Annotated in this window: 15 protein-coding genes; 6 read left to right on the forward strand and 9 right to left on the reverse strand. The window is 71.2% G+C overall.

The annotated features are described in order from the left end of the window. Positions 1-97 precede the first annotated feature (97 nt). Positions 98-4720, forward strand: coding sequence for an ATP-dependent helicase (locus B0293_RS10365; protein ID WP_209437279.1), 4623 nt, complete (start codon positions 98-100; stop codon positions 4718-4720). Between the two features lie 37 nt (positions 4721-4757). Beyond that, positions 4758-5261: a peptide deformylase gene (gene def, locus B0293_RS10370; RefSeq protein ID WP_005156552.1), complete on the forward strand. Its 504-nt coding sequence runs from the start codon at positions 4758-4760 to the stop codon at positions 5259-5261. A 56-nt stretch (positions 5262-5317) separates the two neighbouring features. Here the strand turns inward: def and B0293_RS10375 are convergent, their stop codons facing one another. The 4 genes from B0293_RS10375 to B0293_RS10390 form a co-directional block, all read right to left on the reverse strand. Continuing rightward, a complete protein-coding gene (locus B0293_RS10375) occupies positions 5318-6403 on the reverse strand; it encodes a GNAT family N-acetyltransferase (protein ID WP_052014428.1) in 1086 nt (361 codons plus the stop codon). Positions 6404-6499: 96 nt separating this feature from the next. After that, on the reverse strand, positions 6500-7168 hold the full coding sequence (locus B0293_RS10380) for a VOC family protein (RefSeq protein ID WP_005156546.1): 669 nt from the start codon (positions 7166-7168) through the stop codon (positions 6500-6502). 71 nt (positions 7169-7239) lie between these two features. Next, on the reverse strand, positions 7240-8004 hold the full coding sequence (locus B0293_RS10385) for a maleylpyruvate isomerase family mycothiol-dependent enzyme (RefSeq protein WP_005156542.1): 765 nt from the start codon (positions 8002-8004) through the stop codon (positions 7240-7242). A 24-nt stretch (positions 8005-8028) separates the two neighbouring features. After that, a complete protein-coding gene (locus tag B0293_RS10390; RefSeq protein WP_005156540.1) occupies positions 8029-8511 on the reverse strand; it encodes an SAV_6107 family HEPN domain-containing protein in 483 nt (160 codons plus the stop codon). A 221-nt stretch (positions 8512-8732) separates the two neighbouring features. Here B0293_RS10390 and B0293_RS10395 point away from each other — a divergent pair, with 221 nt between their 5' ends. Beyond that, the gene (locus B0293_RS10395) at positions 8733-9263 is read left to right on the forward strand and encodes a YbaK/EbsC family protein (protein WP_005156538.1); all 531 of its coding nucleotides are present in this window, start codon (positions 8733-8735) and stop codon (positions 9261-9263) included. Continuing rightward, complete coding sequence (locus B0293_RS10400; RefSeq protein ID WP_005156537.1) at positions 9260-9823, forward strand: GNAT family N-acetyltransferase; 564 nt, start codon at positions 9260-9262, stop codon at positions 9821-9823. The genes B0293_RS10395 and B0293_RS10400 overlap by 4 nt, the downstream gene beginning before the upstream one ends. On the opposite strand, the gene B0293_RS10405 is transcribed toward B0293_RS10400, so the two are convergent. From B0293_RS10405 to metF, 3 genes are all read right to left on the reverse strand, one after another. After that, positions 9820-10701, reverse strand: a complete 882-nt coding sequence (locus B0293_RS10405) for a DMT family transporter (protein WP_005156535.1) — start codon at positions 10699-10701, stop codon at positions 9820-9822. The two genes, B0293_RS10400 and B0293_RS10405, sit on opposite strands and share 4 nt — an antisense overlap. A gap of 260 nt (positions 10702-10961) precedes the next feature. Next, positions 10962-12647 carry a DUF885 domain-containing protein gene (locus tag B0293_RS10410; protein WP_039917663.1) on the reverse strand — a complete coding sequence of 562 codons (1686 nt, stop codon included), beginning with the start codon at positions 12645-12647 and terminating at the stop codon, positions 10962-10964. A 42-nt stretch (positions 12648-12689) separates the two neighbouring features. Next, positions 12690-13574: a methylenetetrahydrofolate reductase [NAD(P)H] gene (gene metF, locus B0293_RS10415; protein WP_005156530.1), complete on the reverse strand. Its 885-nt coding sequence runs from the start codon at positions 13572-13574 to the stop codon at positions 12690-12692. A 147-nt stretch (positions 13575-13721) separates the two neighbouring features. Between metF and merB the strand changes: the two genes are divergently transcribed. After that, positions 13722-14399 (forward strand): organomercurial lyase, encoded by a 678-nt coding sequence (merB, locus tag B0293_RS10420; protein WP_005156527.1) that lies wholly within the window; start codon positions 13722-13724, stop codon positions 14397-14399. Here merB and B0293_RS10425 read toward each other — a convergent pair. Both B0293_RS10425 and B0293_RS10430 read right to left on the reverse strand, forming a co-directional pair. Continuing rightward, positions 14396-14701, reverse strand: a complete 306-nt coding sequence (locus B0293_RS10425) for an AzlD domain-containing protein (RefSeq protein ID WP_005156524.1) — start codon at positions 14699-14701, stop codon at positions 14396-14398. The two genes, merB and B0293_RS10425, sit on opposite strands and share 4 nt — an antisense overlap. Further along, positions 14698-15366, reverse strand: coding sequence for an AzlC family ABC transporter permease (locus tag B0293_RS10430; RefSeq protein WP_005156519.1), 669 nt, complete (start codon positions 15364-15366; stop codon positions 14698-14700). Before B0293_RS10430 ends, B0293_RS10425 begins: the two co-directional genes overlap by 4 nt. A gap of 48 nt (positions 15367-15414) precedes the next feature. On the opposite strand from B0293_RS10430, the gene B0293_RS10435 reads away from it, so the two are divergent. Beyond that, positions 15415-15978: a CGNR zinc finger domain-containing protein gene (locus tag B0293_RS10435; protein ID WP_005156517.1), complete on the forward strand. Its 564-nt coding sequence runs from the start codon at positions 15415-15417 to the stop codon at positions 15976-15978. Positions 15979-15986 lie beyond the last annotated feature (8 nt).

Genomic DNA, 15986 nt, shown 5'->3' on the forward strand with positions numbered 1-15986 from the left:
AGCGGCGTCGCCGCACGTGCGGAACCCGCCGAACTCGTCCCCGACCGGGTGCCGGGTCACCGGGCCCGGAGCGAAACTGTCGGTGGTCCGGCGCACTATGGAGGGCGTGGCAGACGTACTCGACCTCTTCTCCCCCGCGACCAGGGACTGGTTCACCGGGGCCTTCGCCGCGCCCACCCGCGCGCAGGAGGGGGCGTGGCGTGCCGCCCATGCGAAGGAACACGCGCTGGTCGTGGCCCCGACGGGCTCCGGCAAGACGCTCTCGGCGTTCCTCTGGGCTCTGGACAGGCTGTCGGTCGAGCCACCGCCGTCCGAGCCGCGGAAACGCTGCCGCGTCCTCTATGTCTCACCGCTGAAGGCGCTGGCGGTCGACGTCCAGCGCAACCTGCGGGCACCGCTGGCCGGGATCTCGCAGGCGTCGCGGCGGCTGGGGCTGCCGGTGCCGGACATCGGCGTCGGCATGCGCACCGGCGACACCACCGCCGCCGAGCGGCGCTCGTTCGGCAAGACCCCGCCGGACGTGCTGGTCACCACGCCGGAGTCGCTGTTCCTCATCCTCACCTCGTCCGCGCGCGACTCCCTGCGCGGCGTGGAGACGGTGATCATCGACGAGGTGCACGCGGTCGCGGGCGGCAAACGCGGCGCGCATCTGGCGTTGTCGCTCGAACGGCTCGACGCGCTCTTGGAGAAGCCCGCCCAGCGCATCGGGCTGTCGGCGACGGTCCGGCCGATCGACGAGGTCGCCTCGTTCCTGGCCGGTGGCAGGCCGGTCACCATCGTCCAGCCGAAGCTCGCGAAGACGATCGAGGTCCGCGTCGAGGTCCCGGTCGAGGACATGTCCAATCTCGACGGTCCACAAGGGCCGAAGCAGAACGAAGACCTCGACGCGGGCCTCGCGCGGCTCCCTGGCTCGCTGGACGAGATCGACGGCGCGCCGAGGCGGCCGTCGATCTGGCCCGCGGTGGAGGAGCGGGTCCTCGAACTGATCCAGGCGCACCGGTCGACGATCGTGTTCGCCAACTCGCGGCGGCTCACCGAACGGATGACGGCCCGGCTCAACGAACTCGTCGCGGAACAGAGCGAACTGGAGCCGGATCAGCGGTATCCGGCCGAAGCGATCGGCCAGTCCGGGCTCACCACCGGCGCGGCGCCGGTGATCGCGCGGGCGCACCACGGCTCGATGTCGCGTGAGCAGCGCACGCACGTGGAAGAGGAGCTCAAGTCCGGGCGGCTGGCGTGTGTCGTCGCGACGTCCTCTTTGGAACTGGGCATCGACATGGGCGCCGTCGATCTCGTCGTGCAGATCGAGGCACCGCCGACGGTCGCGTCGGGCCTGCAGCGGGTCGGCCGGGCCGGGCACCAGGTCGGCGCGGTGTCGAGCGGGGTGATGTTCCCGAAGTTCCGGGGCGACCTCGTCTCCTGCGCGGTGGTCGCGGAACGGATGGCGTCCGGGGCGATCGAGGCCGTGCGGTACCCGAGGAATCCGCTGGACGTGCTCGCGCAGCAGGTCGTGGCGATGGTGGCGCTCGAATCGTGGACGGTCGACGAACTGGCCGCCCTCGCCCGCCGCGCCGCGCCGTTCGCGTCCCTGCCGGACGACGCGCTGCTGGCCGTGCTCGACATGCTCGCCGGCCGGTACCCCAGCGAGGAGTTCGGTGAGCTGCGCGCCCGGATCACCTGGGACAGGGTCAGCGGCGAACTGCACGGCCGCCCGGGTTCGCAGCGGCTGGCGGTGACCTCCGGCGGCACGATCCCCGACCGCGGCCTGTTCACCGTGATGACGCCGGGCGCCGACGACAAACCCGGGTCGCGGGTGGGCGAGCTCGACGAGGAGATGGTCTACGAGTCCCGCGTCGGGGACACGATCCTGCTCGGTACCTCCTCCTGGCGGGTCACCGACATCACCCACGACCGCGTGATCGTGGTGCCCGCGCCGGGTGAGCCCGCCCGGATGCCGTTCTGGAAGGGCGACGCCCCCGGCCGTCCGCTGGAACTGGGGCGGGCGCTGGGCGCGTTCGTCCGCGAACTGTCCACTTCGGAGCCTTCGGCGGCCAGGGAACGCGCCGCCGTCGCCGGGCTGGACGAATACGCGTGCGACAACCTGCTGGCGTATCTGGAAGAACAGAAGTCCGCCACGCGGCATGTGCCGAACGACAAGACCGTGCTGCTGGAACGGTTCCGCGACGAACTCGGTGACTGGCGGGTCATCCTGCACTCGCCGTTCGGGGCGCAGGTCAACGCGCCGTGGGCGCTCGCGATCGCGGCCCGGCTGCGGGAGAACCGCGGGGTCGACGCCCAGGTGGCGCATTCCGACGACGGCATCGTGCTGCGGCTTCCCGAGGCACTGGACATGGACGGCGCCGAGGTCACCATCGGCGTCGAGGACGTGCTGCTCGATCCGGAAGAGGTCGAGCAGCTGATCGTCACCGAGGTCGGCGGCTCGGCGGTGTTCGCCGCGCGGTTCCGGGAATGCGCGGCGCGGGCGCTGCTGCTCCCCCGCCGGGATCCGCGCCGCCGCACACCGCTGTGGCAGCAACGGCAGCGTGCGTCGCAACTGCTTTCGGTCGCGGCCAAGTACGAGCGGTTCCCCGTGGTGCTGGAAGCGATGCGGGAAGTCCTGCAGGACGTGTACGACGTCGGCGGGCTGCGCGAGCTGATGGCCGACGTGCGGTCGCGGAAGGTCAAGCTGGTCGAGGTCGAGACACCGTCGGCGTCGCCGTTCGCGCGCAGCCTGCTCTTCGGCTACGTCGGGATGTTCCTGTACGAGACCGACGCCCCGCTCGCGGAACGGCGGGCGGCCGCGCTGGCACTGGATTCGACGCTGCTGGCCGAGTTGCTCGGCACCGAGGCGATCCGGGAGCTGCTGGACGCCGAGGTCGTCGCCGAAGTCGAACGTTCGTTGCAGCGTCTCGATCCGGACAGGCACGCCCGCAACGCCGAAGAGGCCGCGGATCTGTTGCGGTTCCTCGGAGATCTCTCGATCGAGGAGGCCGCCGCCCGGGGCATCCAGCGGGAGTGGCTGGAGGAACTGGAAGCCGCGCGGCGGGTGATCCGGGTGCGCATCGGCGGTGGCGAACGCTTCATCGCCATCGAGGACGCGGGCCGGGTGCGGGACGCGCTGGGCACCGCGCTGCCGGTCGGCGTACCGGAGGCGTTCACCGAGCCGGTCGAGGATCCCGTGGGAGACCTGCTTTCCCGCTATTCGCGCAGCCGCGGCCCGTTCAGCGCCCGCCAGGCCGCCGAGCGTTTCGGGCTCGGGACGGCCGTGGTCACCGGTGTGCTGGACAGGCTGACCGCTCAGGGCAGGCTGGTCCGGGGCGAACTGAGCCCGGTCGGACATCCGGAGACCCACGGCGTCGGGACGGAGTTCTGCGACGCGTCGGTGCTGCGCAGACTCCGGAGGGCGTCGCTGGCCCGGCTGCGGGCCGAGGTCGAGCCGGTCGAACCGGCGGCGCTGGGCCGGTTCCTGCCGTCGTGGCACGGCATCGGCGCACGGGTACGGTCGGCGCCGACGGCGGATGACGTGCTGTCCGTGGTCGAGCAACTGGCCGGGGCGCCCCTGCCCGCCAGCGCGGTCGAGTCCCTGATCCTGCCGAGCAGGCTGCCCGGGTACACCCCGTCGTTGCTGGACGAACTCACCACGGCGGGCGAAGTCACCTGGTGTGGCTGCGGTTCCCTGTCCGGCGGGGACGGCTGGCTGGCGCTCGCACCCACCGACGTCGCCGATCTGTTGCTACCCGACCTCGACGACGACCTGCCCTCGGGGCCGCTCCACGCGGCCATTCTGTACACTTTGGAGGGTGGGGCGCAGTTCTTCCGCCAGCTCGTGGAGCGCGCGTCGCCCTTGGTCGAAACCCCGCCCAACGACGGCGAAGTCGTCGCCGCGCTGTGGGATCTCGTGTGGGCCGGGCTGGTCACCGGGGACACGCTGGGCCCACTGCGGGCGCAGGTCTCCGGTTCCGGGGCGGCGCACAAACCCCGTCGGCAGGCTCCTCGCGGCCGGTACGCGCGACTCCGGGCCGGACGTCCGGCAATGCCTTCGCGCACCGGGCCGCCAACGGTGGCGGGACGCTGGGCGCTGACCCCGGACCGCGAACCGGATCCGACCAGGCGTGCGCACGCACGGACCGAGGCGTTCCTGGAACGGCACGGCGTCCTCACCAGGGGAGCGCTCGACACCGAGCGGGTGACGGGTGGTTTTTCCGGGATCTACAAGGTTTTGCGCGGGATGGAGGATTCGGGCCAGGTCGTCCGGGGTTACGTGGTGGAAGGGCTCGGTGCCGCGCAGTTCGCGGCGAAGGGCGCCGTCGACAGGCTGCGCGCGCAGTCCGGGAACCAGCGCACCACCACCGAGGGCGCTGTCGTGCTCGCCGCCGCCGACCCGGCTCAGCCCTACGGCGCCGCGTTGCCGTGGCCCGCCGCGACGGGTGACACGAAGCACCGGCCGGCAAGGAAAGCGGGCGCGCTGGCGGTGCTCGTGGACGGTGTCCCGGCGATGTACGTCGAACGCGGCGGCCGGTCGCTGCTGAGTTTCACCGAGGATCAGGAGACGTTGAGGTCGGCCGCGCGGGCGCTGTCCACCGCGGTGCGGGAAGGCTGGCTGGGTCAGCTCGCGGTCCAGAAGGCCGACGGCGAGGTGGCGCTCACCTCGGAGCTTTCGACCGTCCTCCAGGAGGCGGGATTCCGGGCGACTCCCAAGGGCCTGCGGCTGCGGGCCTAGAATTGCCGCTCAGACCTGCGGAGAAGGACGTTCGAACATGGTGATGCGCGACCTGCGCTATTTCGGGGATCCCGTGCTCAAGACGGTATGCGATCCGGTCACGACCTTCGACAAGAAGATCGAGTCGCTGGTGACCGATCTGATGGACGGGGTGAAACCGGCCGGGCGCGCGGGTCTCGCGGCGCCGCAGATCGGGGTCGGGCTGCGGGTGTTCAGCTACGACGTCGGCGGGCTGAGCGGGTACGTGATCAACCCGGAGATCGTCGAACTGTCCGAAGAGACGCACGAGATCGGCGAGGGCTGCCTGTCCGTGCCGGAACTGTGGTTCCCGGTCGTCCGCGCGAAACACGCCGTGGTGCGCGGAGTGGACCTGCGCAACGAGCCTGTCGAGGTCGAAGGCATCGATGTGCTCGCCCAGTGCCTGCAGCACGAGACCGACCACCTCGACGGCAAGCTGTACCTGGAGCGGCTCACCCCCGAACGCAAGAAGCGCGCGCTGGGCGAAGCCCGGGGCAAAGACTGGTTCTGGAACCGCAAGTAGCGCGTTTCGTCCTCTGAATGCGGTGGTTGGCATCGCGAACTACCGCATCCAGAGGACTAAACGCGGGAGTCGGGGAGCCGGAAGCGCAGCGTGCCGGGGTCTCCGGGGGCGCGTTCGGGGCGGAGCCCCACGCGGGTGGCGGTGCGGTAGAGGGAGTCGTCGCCGGGCAGGCAGACAGCGGCGAGTTCACGCTCTCCCTTGGTCACGGCGAGGACGGCGAGCCGGGTCAGCAAAGCGGTACCAATGCCTTGGCGCTGCCAGGAATCCTCGACCAGGAGCGAGACTTCGGCCGCGTCGCCGTCGGCCGACGGGATCAGCTGGCCGAGGCCGATCACCTCGCGCCCGCAGACCGCGAGCAGGCTGATCCCGCGCGGCGGCATCAGGAGCCGGTGCAGCCAGCGACGCGGCACGGCACGCATTCCGGTGTGATAGCGGTGGAAAAGCGTGGTCATCGAACATCTCTGGTGCAGCGCGGACACCGCCTCCGCGTCTCCGGGGACCCCCGTCCGCAGGACGATCGCGGCGCCGTCGGGCCGGTCGAGAACGATCGGCCCGGTCACGTTGTCGCGGACCGCGGTCATCAGACCGGTCAGCGCGACGGCCCGGCTCAGTTCCAGCTCGACGAACGGCGACCACCGGCGGCGCGCGACGAACGCCGTGCCGTCCCCCACCGGGAACACCGCCCGGTGCCCGCCTTCCGTCCTGGCCGGGTTCGCCTCGATCGACGGGACCTTCGTGACGACGTCGGCCGCGAGGACGCCGCGGAGCACCTCCGCGAGACCACCGGGCTCCTCGACGGCTCTCTTGGCCGCGGTGAGCGTCGCGGTGGCCGGATCGACCAGCTCGGCCAGGTCCGCGTCGACGACGGCGGAGCATTCGCAGCCTTCGTCGCGGATCGCGTCGATGAGCAGTTGCTTCGGCAGGCCGGTGGCCGGCCGCAGGACGATCTCGTCGAGCACGCCGCCGGGGACCGGGAGCACCGACAACCCGAGGATGTTGCATTCGAGATCGGCCAGCCGGATCGCGATCCTGGCCAGGGTGCCGGGCCGGTCGTCCACGCGGATCCGGACTCGCCAGGCCGACGCGGACGCCGTCTCTTCAGCGGAGTGGACCAGGGTGGGCCGGACTCGATAGGTCTCCATGACCTCCACGGTCCCGGCCGGTTGTTGCCTGCCCACGGCACGCGTGTTTCGCTCAGGTCAGCGTTCGACGCCACCGCGCAACCCGGGCGAAACAACTCAGCGTGGCGTGAGCACGCTGAACTCGTTGCCCTCCGGGTCTGCCATGGCCTCACCGCGGGCCCCTGTAGCGCCCAGCTCCCGCAGACGCCGGACCTCGGCAGCCCGGCTCCCGCCTCGACGCGGCGCGATCTCGAACCGCAGCCGGTTCCGGTGCCGCTTCTCGTCCTCGGAGGCCAGGAACTCAACCCACGGGCCGCGTCCGTCCGGCGGCCGCAGCCCCACGATCGCCTTCTCCCGGACGCCGATCTCCCAGCCCAGCGCGGCCGCCCAGAACCGCGCGAGCCGTTCCGGGTCGAGGGCATCGGTGACGACCGACGCGAGCGCACCGGTGCCCTCGTACTGCGCGCGGGGCTCGAGGACACAGAACTCGTTGCCCTCGGGGTCCGCGAGCACCACCCACGGCACCCGTTTCTCCTCCGGCGGGCCCTGGCCGACGTCGATGTGCCGTGCGCCGAGGGACAGCGCACGGTCCACCAATTCGGCCTGATGCCCGGGCGACCGGCTCGCCAGATCCAGGTGCAGCCGGTTCTTGCCCCGTTTGGGCCCGGCCTCGGAGCGGAAGGCCGGTTCGAACGGGGCGTCCCAGCTGAACAGCTCTTCCCAGAAACCCGCCAGATCTCTGGGAAGAGCCGAGTCGAAGACCAGGTTCACCAAGCGTGCTGTCACACCGGTGAACCTAGACGGCGCCACCGACACTCTGTGGACTTTCTGACCGGTTTGGCTTCCCCACCGACCGGTCATCGGGTCGCGAGCCGCAACAGGGCCCAGAGTTGTCCCGCCATGTCCTGATCTCCGCTGATCGTCACCGCCGTCGGACCCGCCCGGCCCCAGAGCCAGCGGTAGATCTTGTCCGGCTGCCCGGTGATCAGATCGTCCGCCCGCTGGGCCTCCTCGGCCGAGCACCGCCAGGCGATCGTCTCCGTGGGACCGGCCCTGGCGATCCAGGTGTGGCCCGCGGTGCGCACGCCGACCGATCCGGTCTTGGTGCCGGACAGTCCCAGCAACGGCAGCCGCTGGCCGAACCACAGCACCAGCGCCTCGTCGATCCCGTCCAGCGCCACGTCTTCGGGGATCTCCGACACTTCCCGGCCGGCCGCGGCTTCCGCGTCGATCCGGTGGATCGTCGCCTCGTGCGCCGACCGCCGCCGCCAGAACCCGTAGCTGCGGTCCGCCGGCCACCAGGTCGGCGCCAGTTCGTCCGGGTCGTGCGCGGACAGTTCCGCGACGAGTTCGTCCCGGCCCTCGCGGAAGTACTCCTCCAGGCTCTGCTGCGGCCCTGGTTTGCGCTGCCAGTGCTCGGGACGCCGTCCGTCGGTGATCCAGCGGCGGGTGACCCGGTAGACGCTGCCGACGTGCCTGAGGATCTCGCCGAGCGTCCAGCCGGGGCAGGTGGGGACCGGCGCGTCGGCGGACGCGGTGTGCGCCACCTGAGCCATCAGCTCGGTTTCGGCGCCGATCACCTCCAGGAACCTGCGCTGGTCGATCATGGCCTGCCCGGCCATCGGGCACCCCCTCTCCGTGGAGCACTAAGCCACATATGCCGAGTCACCCATCGGCAGTCCGTGCACCACCCGCCGGACCAGTTCCAGGAACACCGTGGCGGCCCGCGTCAGCTCGTCCGCCAGTTCGACGGTGACCTTGCCGGTGATCCCCGCCTGCGCGGCGGCCCGCGTCGCCGAGTTGGCCGCGAAGAACGCCGCCCACTCCTTCAGCTCGGGCGCGACGGAATCGAGCAGCACCCAGCCGCTCGCCGGCCGGGCCCGGCCCCGGTGCGGACGGCCGCGGGCCTCCAGGACCGCCGCCGCGCCCCGCAGCGCGGCGAGATAGGCCCCGATGAACCGCTCCGCGGGATCGTTCTCCCGCTCTGCCTCGGCGAGCCCCCGCCTCGCCTGTGCGTACAAGGAGACCGCCGCGGGTGGTGCCGGCGGGCGCAACGACATCGGCAGGGCGGGCTGCGCGGTGCCCCCCGGCCTCTCGGCTTCGTCGGGGGACACGACCGAAACGGACATGACGACCCTCCTCCTGTACGTGAGCGCCGGCCGGTGCCCGGCGCCGAGGCGCTTCCCCCGCCCCCGCGCCGGGCACCTACCGGTGCGCGCTCACCGAATGTCGAACGTCTGTTCGAACAAGACCAATGTAACCCCGACCTGCCCCTTTCTTCAACCCCGTAGCCGGGTGATCGCCGCATGTGGCGCGGGACACGGGATCGGCCACGTGATCTCATAGGCTCATGAGCACCATCGACCAGTCCGGTCATCCCTCGGTGGCCAAGGTCGCGGCCGCGCTCGCCGAGGCGGGCCAGCAGGCCGCCGCGGACGGGATCCGGATCCTCCCCGCCGAGGTCCGCACGGCCGCGCAGGCCGCCGAAGCACTCGGTGTCGACGTCGGCGCGATCGCGAACAGCCTCGTGTTCCGCAGCCGCACCGGCGACACGGAGACGGCCCTGCTCGCCCTGACCTCGGGCGCGCACCGCGCCGACACCGGGCTCCTCGCCTCGCTGACCGGCGCCGACGAAATCGGCAAGGCGGACGCGGATTTCGTCCGCGCGCACACCGGCCAGCCGATCGGCGGCGTCGCGCCGGTCGGTCACCCGAAGGCGTTGCCCACCCTCGTCGACACCGCGTTGAGCGCCCACGAAGTCGTCTGGGCCGCCGCCGGGCATCCGAAGTCGGTGTACCCCACGACGTTCGCCGGGCTCGTCTCGCTGACCGGGGGCACTCCCGCGGACGTCGCGGGCGACGGGCAGGATGGGCGCCCGTGACCGCGATGTCCTCGGAATGCACCCGTTACGTCCAGCTGTCCGCGGACGAGTTCCGCGCCCGGCTCCCCGAGGCGCTGACCATCTACGTCGACGCCATGCGCTACCCCGAAGGCACGGCGGAACAGCGCGCGCCGATGTGGCTCACGCACGCGCTGCGCGAAGGCTGGCGCTGCATGGCCGCGCTCGACGCGGACGGCGTCCTGCTCGGGCTCGCCTACGGCTACAAGGGCCGCGGCGGCCAGTGGTGGCACGAACAGGTCCGCCACGGCCTGACCCGTCGTGAGGGCCAGGCCGCCGCCGAGCACTGGATGTCCGACTACTTCGAGCTCACCGAGATCCACGTCAGCCCGGCGAGCCAGGGGAAGCGGATCGGCGAGGACCTCCTGCGACGGCTGCTCGACGGCGTGCCCAACGCCCACGTCCTCCTTTCCACGCCGGAAGGCACCAGCCGGGCCTGGAACCTGTACCGGCGCGTCGGGTTCGTCGATGTGCTGCGGGACTACCACTTCGCCGGGGATCCGCGGGCGTTCGCGATCCTCGGCCGGACGTTGCCCCTCTAGGGCTTCGAGTAGGCGACGGCGAGCGCGGCGATGAGCACCGCCGCGCCGCACCAGCCCACGGCACCGAGCCGCTCCCCGAGCACGGCCATGGACAGCAGCGCGGCGGTCAGCGGTTCGAGCAGGGCGGACAGCGCGGCCAGCACGGGGTGCGCGCTCTCGAGACCGCGGAAGTAGGCCGCGTACGCCAGCGCCGTGGGCACGACGCCGAAATAGAGGACGAGCGCGAGCACGTCGGCTTGCGGCGGCACGCCCATCCCGAACCACAGCGCGGCGGGGGTGAGCGCGGCGCCGCCGATCAGGCAGCCGAAAGCCGTGGTGGGCAAGGGATCCAGCCCCTCGACGCGGGTCGCGGTCACCAGGGTCAGCGCGGCGAACCCGGCAGCGGCGAGGAGCGCGAAGAACACCCCTGCGGCGTCGACCTTCTCCCCCGGTGTCCCTTGCAGCAACGCGAGCCCGATGAGGGACCCGGCCAGGGACACCGCTGTCCATGCTCCGGGCAGGCGGCGGGTCTTGACGACCGTCGCGACGGCGAGCAGCACGGGTGCGCTGCCGATGGTGGTCATGGTCGCGACGCTCACCGAACTCAGCGACACCGCGACGAAATAGCTGGTCTGGAAGAGGGCGAACAGGCCGCCGACGGCGAGCAGGCGGCGCCGGACTTCAGGCGTGCGGGGAAGGCCGCGAAGGCCGCCGGTGAGCCAGAGGTAACCGGTGGCGATCACGCCGCCGATGAGCAGCCGGTACGCGGCGACGCTCAGCGGATGGAGTCCCGCCCGGGAGGCGAGCAGGGATCCGGCGAGGCCGCCGGTCCCCCAGAGGACGCCGGCGAGGACGAGCGCGGCCGACGATCGGGCGCGCGTGGGTAGGGCAACGGACATGGGGAAACGCTCCTGCGTCTGTGTCTGTCGGAAAGGACGTCGACGACGCGGGGTGCTTCAGTGCAGCACGGATCGGCCGGGCGGCGGGAACGCCACGCGGCCGGAGACACCCCGCTCAGGAGACGGGGGGTGGGGTGACGAGAAAGATCCGGTGCACGAGGACGAACGTATCAAAGAGGGGCTGAAGGACGCTTTCCCCGCATGCGATGCAGGGAAAGCGTCCTTCGCCTCGTCTTATGCGGGGAAAGTCCCCTTCAGCATCAGTCCAGGGCGGCGAGCATCTCGCGCAGGGTGTCCAAGCCCATCCCGCCGAGCGCCAGGGCACGCGTGTGGAACTGCTTGATGTCGAACGCGTCGCCCTGCCGGGCGCGGGCCTCGTCGCGCGCGGCGAGCCAGAGGCGTTCGCCGAGCTTGTACGACGGCGCCTGGCCGGGCCAGCCCAGGTAGCGGTCGATCTCGTCGTGCACGTGGGCCGGGTCGGTGACGGTCCGGGTGAGCATGAACTCCAGGCCCAGTTCGGGCGTCCACCGCTCGCCCTCGTGGAAGCCGGTGCCCGCCGGGATCTCCAGTTCCAGGTGCATGCCGAGGTCGACGATCACGCGCGCGGCGCGGAACAGCTGCTCGGACAGCATGCCGAAGAGCTCGCCGTCGTCGGAGAGGAAACCCAGGTCCTGCATGAGCCGCTCGGAGTACAGGGCCCAGCCCTCCGCGTGCCCGGACGTGAACGCCAGCAGCCGCTGGTACTTGTTCAGCGAGGCGGACTGGTCGACGGCGGTGGCGATCTGCAGGTGATGGCCGGGCGCGCCCTCGTGGTAGACGGTGCTGACCTCGCGCCAGGTGGTGAACTCGTCCCGGCCCTGCGGCAGCGACCACCACATGCGGCCGGGGCGCGAGAAGTCCTCGCTGGGGCCGGTGTAGTAGGCGCCGACGGTCCCGCCCGGCGGGGCGATCTTGCACTCCAGCCCCATGACCTGGTCGGAGATATCGAAGTGCTTGCCCCGCAACGACTTCAGCGCGTTGTCGGAGAGGTTCTGCATCCAGGCCTGGAATTCCGCCCGGCCGCGCACGACGTACTTGGGGTCGGCGTCGAGCGCGGCGGCCGCCTCGGCGAGGGTGGCACCGGGCTTGATCCGGCCCGCGACCTCGCGCATCTCCGTTTCGATGCGGGTGAACTCGGCCCAGCCCCAGGCGTAGGCCTCGTCCAGGTCGAGGGTGGCGCCGGTGAACGCCCGGGACCACAGCTTGTACACCTCGGCGCCGACGGCGTCCTTGACCGGAGCCAGCGGGGCGAGTTCGGCGCGGAGGAATCCGGCGAACTCCGCGTACGCCTCCTGAGCGGCGTGAGCGGCCTGGCCGAGTTCGGCGCGGAGCTTCTCGTCGATGTCCTTCGCGCCCGAGGCGAGGGTCTCGAAGAAACCGGCGTCGTCCTTCAGCCCTGCCCAGGTTTCGGCCTGTTCGGCGACCTTGCGGACCTGCCGCAACGCCGACACCCGGCCGGCGTCCGCGGCCGCGAGCAGCGCGGTGCGGAGACTGTCGAGCGCCTCGGGCACCTTCGCCATCCGGGCGGCGATCGTCGCCCAGTCCTCCGCGGTCTCGGTGGGCATGAAGTCGAAGACCATGCGCAGTTCCTGCACGGGGCTTTCGATCACGTTCAGCGCCGCGAGGTCGAGACCCGCCTCGTGGATCTCCAGCCGCAACCCGATCCGCTCGACGAAGACCGCTTTGGCCGCGCGTTCGCCGTCGTCACCCGGTTCGGCCGCTTGGATCTCGGCCAGCGCACGCGCGGCGATAGCGGCCCTGGCCGCGTGCCCGGCAGGCGAGTAGTCGGTCAGTTGGTCGTCGTATCCGGAGATGCCGTACGTCGTCGCGGCGACCGGGTCGGCCGCGGCGATCTCGTCGACGTACCGGTCACAGATCTGATGCACACTTCGCGCGGTTGAAGCCATGACCGGCACGCTACCGGGACGGCGGCCGACTTCGGTACGGAGTTACGCCCGTGCCGGGACCAGCCCGAGCCTGTTGACCACCTCACGCGTCGCCTTGGACCGGTTGAACGTGTAGAAGTGCAGGTCGGGGACGCCTTCGGCGATGAGGCGCTCGCACAGTTCGGTGACCGCGTCGATACCGGCCGCGCGGAACGCCTTCGGCTTGTCGGCCAGCGGTTCGAGCCGGTCCAGCAGCCGTCGCGGCGCGGGCGCGCCGGACAGCTTGATCGACGTGTGCAGCGTCCGCGGCGTGGTCAGCGGCATGATGCCGGGGATGACCAGCGCCTCGCAGCCGGTGGCCGCGACCCGGTCCCGCAGGCGGAGGAAGTCTTCCGGCTCGAAGAACAGCTGCGCGATCGCGAAATCCGCGCCCGCGCGCAGCTTGCGCACGAGGTATTCGGTGTCGGCTTCGAGGTTCGCCGACCGCGGGTGCCCGTACGGGAAGGCCGAGACGCCGACGCAGAAGTCTCCGAGGGAGCGCACCAGTTCGACGAGTTCTTCGGCGTAGTTGAGCCCGTCCGGATGCGGGACCCAGTCGCCGTACACGTCGCCAGGCGGGTCTCCCCGCAGCGCGAGGATGTTCCGCACGCCGACGGCGGCGTACCAGCCGATGACGTTGCGCAGTTCCGCGACCGAGTGGTTCACGGCGGTGAGGTGCGCCATCGGCACCAGCGTGGTTTCGGTGGCGACGCGGGCGATGCTGCGGATGGTGCCGTCCCGGCTGGAGCCGCCGGCGCCGTAGGTGATGGACATGTACGCCGGGTCCAGTGGCTCGAGTTCCCGGATCGACTTCCACAGCACGGCCTCGTCGGCCGCGTCCCTTGGCGGGAAGAACTCGATGGAGAACACGGGTCCATCACCCTGCAACCGCTCGACCACCGACGTCATACCGCTCATGTTAAGGGGGAAAGTCCGCTGGCTGGGAGCCCCCTCTCAGGCTATGGGCGTGCGACTTCAGCCACTCGGAAGCCACTCGGAGCGGTTGCCGAACGGCGCCTGCCTGGGGAGACTCGGTGGCGACCACAGGGAGCCGCCATGAGCGCCGAGCACGACACCAGCTGGGACGAAGACGTCCGCGTCGCGGTCTACCGCGCGTTCGCCGAGCACGGGAGGCCGCCGACGGCGCCGGAACTGGCCGACGCCGCCCACGGATCGCTGGCGGTGGCGAAACAGGCGCTGCACCGGCTCGCGGAGCAGCGGCACGTGGTGCTCGACGAATGCGAACACGTCGTGATGGCTCACCCGTTCGCCGCGATCCCGCTGGGGTTCTCCGTGATGGGCGCCGGAACGTTGTGGTGGGGCGGTTGCGCCTGGGACGCGTTCGCGATCCCGCATCTGGTCAAGGCCGAACCCGAGGTGCTGGTGTCCACGCGCTGCCGCGGCTGTGGCGAACCGCAGGCCCTGATGGTGAATGACCAAGTGCCACCGAAGGGTGATCTGGTCGCGCATTTCCTCGTCCCGGCGGCCCGGATGTGGGACGACGTCGTGCACACCTGCGGCAACCAGCGCCTGTTCTGCGATGAGTCCTGTGTGGACGAATGGCTCGCGGAAACGGGGCAGGACAAGGGTTACGTGATGGACCTGCGGACGTTGTGGCGGCTCGCGGCAGGCTGGTACGACGGCAGGCTCGACCACGGCTACACCCGGCGGGACCCGGCCGCCGCGGCCGCGTACTTCGCCCAAGCGGGGCTGAGCGGCCCGTTCTGGTCCTAGATCAGGAACCGCAGGGCCGCCGTGACGACGACACCGCAGACGATCGCGGCGAGCGCCGGTACGCGCAGCACGTAGGTCACCGCGATCGCGGCCAGTCCCGCGCAGAGCGTCCAGTCGACGCCGGACCAGGCCGGGCCGGTCACCTCGGTGAGCACGAGCCCGGCCAGCAGCGCGGGCGCGAGCAGCGCGATCACGCCCGCCAGGCGCGGCGGCATCTCCCGGTCGCCGAGCAGGACCGGGCCCGCCGCCTTGAATCCGATGCTGATCAGCGCGACGAGGACGATCGCGAGCCAGAGCGTCATCGCCGCACCCCCAGGCCCAGCAGCGCGGCGGCCGACGCGCCGATCAGCGCGAGGCCGACGGGCACGAACAGCACCAGGATCCCGGCCAGGCAGGCGGCCAGCGCCGCCGTCCGGACCGCTTCCCGCGAACGGCGCAGCTCGTCGACGAGCAGGACCAGGAAGAAGCCGGGGAAGACGACGTCGAGCCCGAACCGCGCGACGACGTCCGGAGGCGGCGCGGCCAGCACACCGAGCACCGTGCCCAGCACCCACGCGGGCAACTGGACGAGCGTGCAGCCGATGAGCTTTTCACGGTCGAAGCGCCCTTCGCCGAGGTGGGCGGCGACCCACGAACCGTCGACGACGGCCTGGCCCTCCCACGCGCGGCGCAGGCGACCGCCGCGCAGATCCGCGGCGACGGCGGCGCCCATCGGCAGGAAACGGGCGTTGATCAGGGCCGCCGCGCCGACCGCGACGGCGAGGTTGCCGCCGCCCGCGAGCGCGGTCGCCAGCGCGAACTGGGCCGAGCCGGAGAACACGACGATCGACGCGACGATCGGGGCCGCGATCCCCCAGCCCAGGGTTTGGCTGTAGGCGCCGAAGGTGACACCGAGGACGAAGGTGGCGACACCCAGCCCGAGCCCGACGCGGGCGCCGGCCAGATAGTTGTGCCGGAGCGTTGTCATGCCGCCGACTCTAACAAGCTAAACTTCGTTTGACCATTAGGAGGATCTGTGGACGGTCATTGGGACGGGTACGACAGCATCGGCGGGAGCGTGCCGTTGGACCTGGTCAACACCGTTTCCTGGCGCCGCGATCCGGCCAGGCGGGACGATCGGCTTTCGGCTCCGGAACGGCTGTCCGAGTGGGTCGTCCTGGTCGGCGCGGGCACCGAACGGCTGGAGATCTCCGAGTCCGTCCTGGAGACGGTGAAGTCGTTCCGCGAGACGCTCTACGACGTCCTCGTGTCGGACCCACAGGACGTCACACCGCTCCGGAAGCCGCTGCTCGCGGCGTATCGATACGCCGAACTCCCGCCCGCTCTCCCGTTGAAGTGGACGGTGCCGCTGACCGACGGCACCGCGTTGCCGCACTTCCTCGCGCTGGCGGCCGAGGAACTGCTGCGCTCCGGGGAGCTGGACCGGATCCGGGAGTGCGAGGGGCCGGGCTGCGGCTGGATCTTCACCGACCAGACGCGAAACCGGTCGCGGCGCTGGTGCAGTTCGTCGGACTGCGGAAACCGAGCGCGGGCGAAGCGGCACTATGACAAGGGAGCGCGCGACAAGGGCCGTGGCTGACGTCTGAT

The organism is Amycolatopsis azurea DSM 43854, assembly GCF_001995215.1.
In the GTDB taxonomy this organism is placed as follows: Bacteria; Actinomycetota; Actinomycetes; order Mycobacteriales; family Pseudonocardiaceae; genus Amycolatopsis; species Amycolatopsis azurea.

Excerpts from the sequence above, each read along its gene's own strand:
- merB (WP_005156527.1), top strand. The coding sequence starts at position 13,722 with ATGAGCGCCGAGCACGACACCAGCTGGGACGAAGACGTCCGCGTCGCG.
- B0293_RS10425 (WP_005156524.1), bottom strand. The coding sequence starts at position 14,701 with ATGACGCTCTGGCTCGCGATCGTCCTCGTCGCGCTGATCAGCATCGGA.
- B0293_RS10405 (WP_005156535.1), bottom strand. The coding sequence starts at position 10,701 with ATGTCCGTTGCCCTACCCACGCGCGCCCGATCGTCGGCCGCGCTCGTC.
- metF (WP_005156530.1), bottom strand. The coding sequence starts at position 13,574 with ATGACGTCGGTGGTCGAGCGGTTGCAGGGTGATGGACCCGTGTTCTCC.
- B0293_RS10365 (WP_209437279.1), top strand. The coding sequence starts at position 98 with ATGGAGGGCGTGGCAGACGTACTCGACCTCTTCTCCCCCGCGACCAGG.
- B0293_RS10375 (WP_052014428.1), bottom strand. The coding sequence starts at position 6,403 with ATGGAGACCTATCGAGTCCGGCCCACCCTGGTCCACTCCGCTGAAGAG.
- B0293_RS10385 (WP_005156542.1), bottom strand. The coding sequence starts at position 8,004 with ATGGCCGGGCAGGCCATGATCGACCAGCGCAGGTTCCTGGAGGTGATC.
- B0293_RS10395 (WP_005156538.1), top strand. The coding sequence starts at position 8,733 with ATGAGCACCATCGACCAGTCCGGTCATCCCTCGGTGGCCAAGGTCGCG.
- def (WP_005156552.1), top strand. The coding sequence starts at position 4,758 with ATGGTGATGCGCGACCTGCGCTATTTCGGGGATCCCGTGCTCAAGACG.
- B0293_RS10410 (WP_039917663.1), bottom strand. The coding sequence starts at position 12,647 with ATGGCTTCAACCGCGCGAAGTGTGCATCAGATCTGTGACCGGTACGTC.
- B0293_RS10430 (WP_005156519.1), bottom strand. The coding sequence starts at position 15,366 with ATGACAACGCTCCGGCACAACTATCTGGCCGGCGCCCGCGTCGGGCTC.
- B0293_RS10390 (WP_005156540.1), bottom strand. The coding sequence starts at position 8,511 with ATGTCCGTTTCGGTCGTGTCCCCCGACGAAGCCGAGAGGCCGGGGGGC.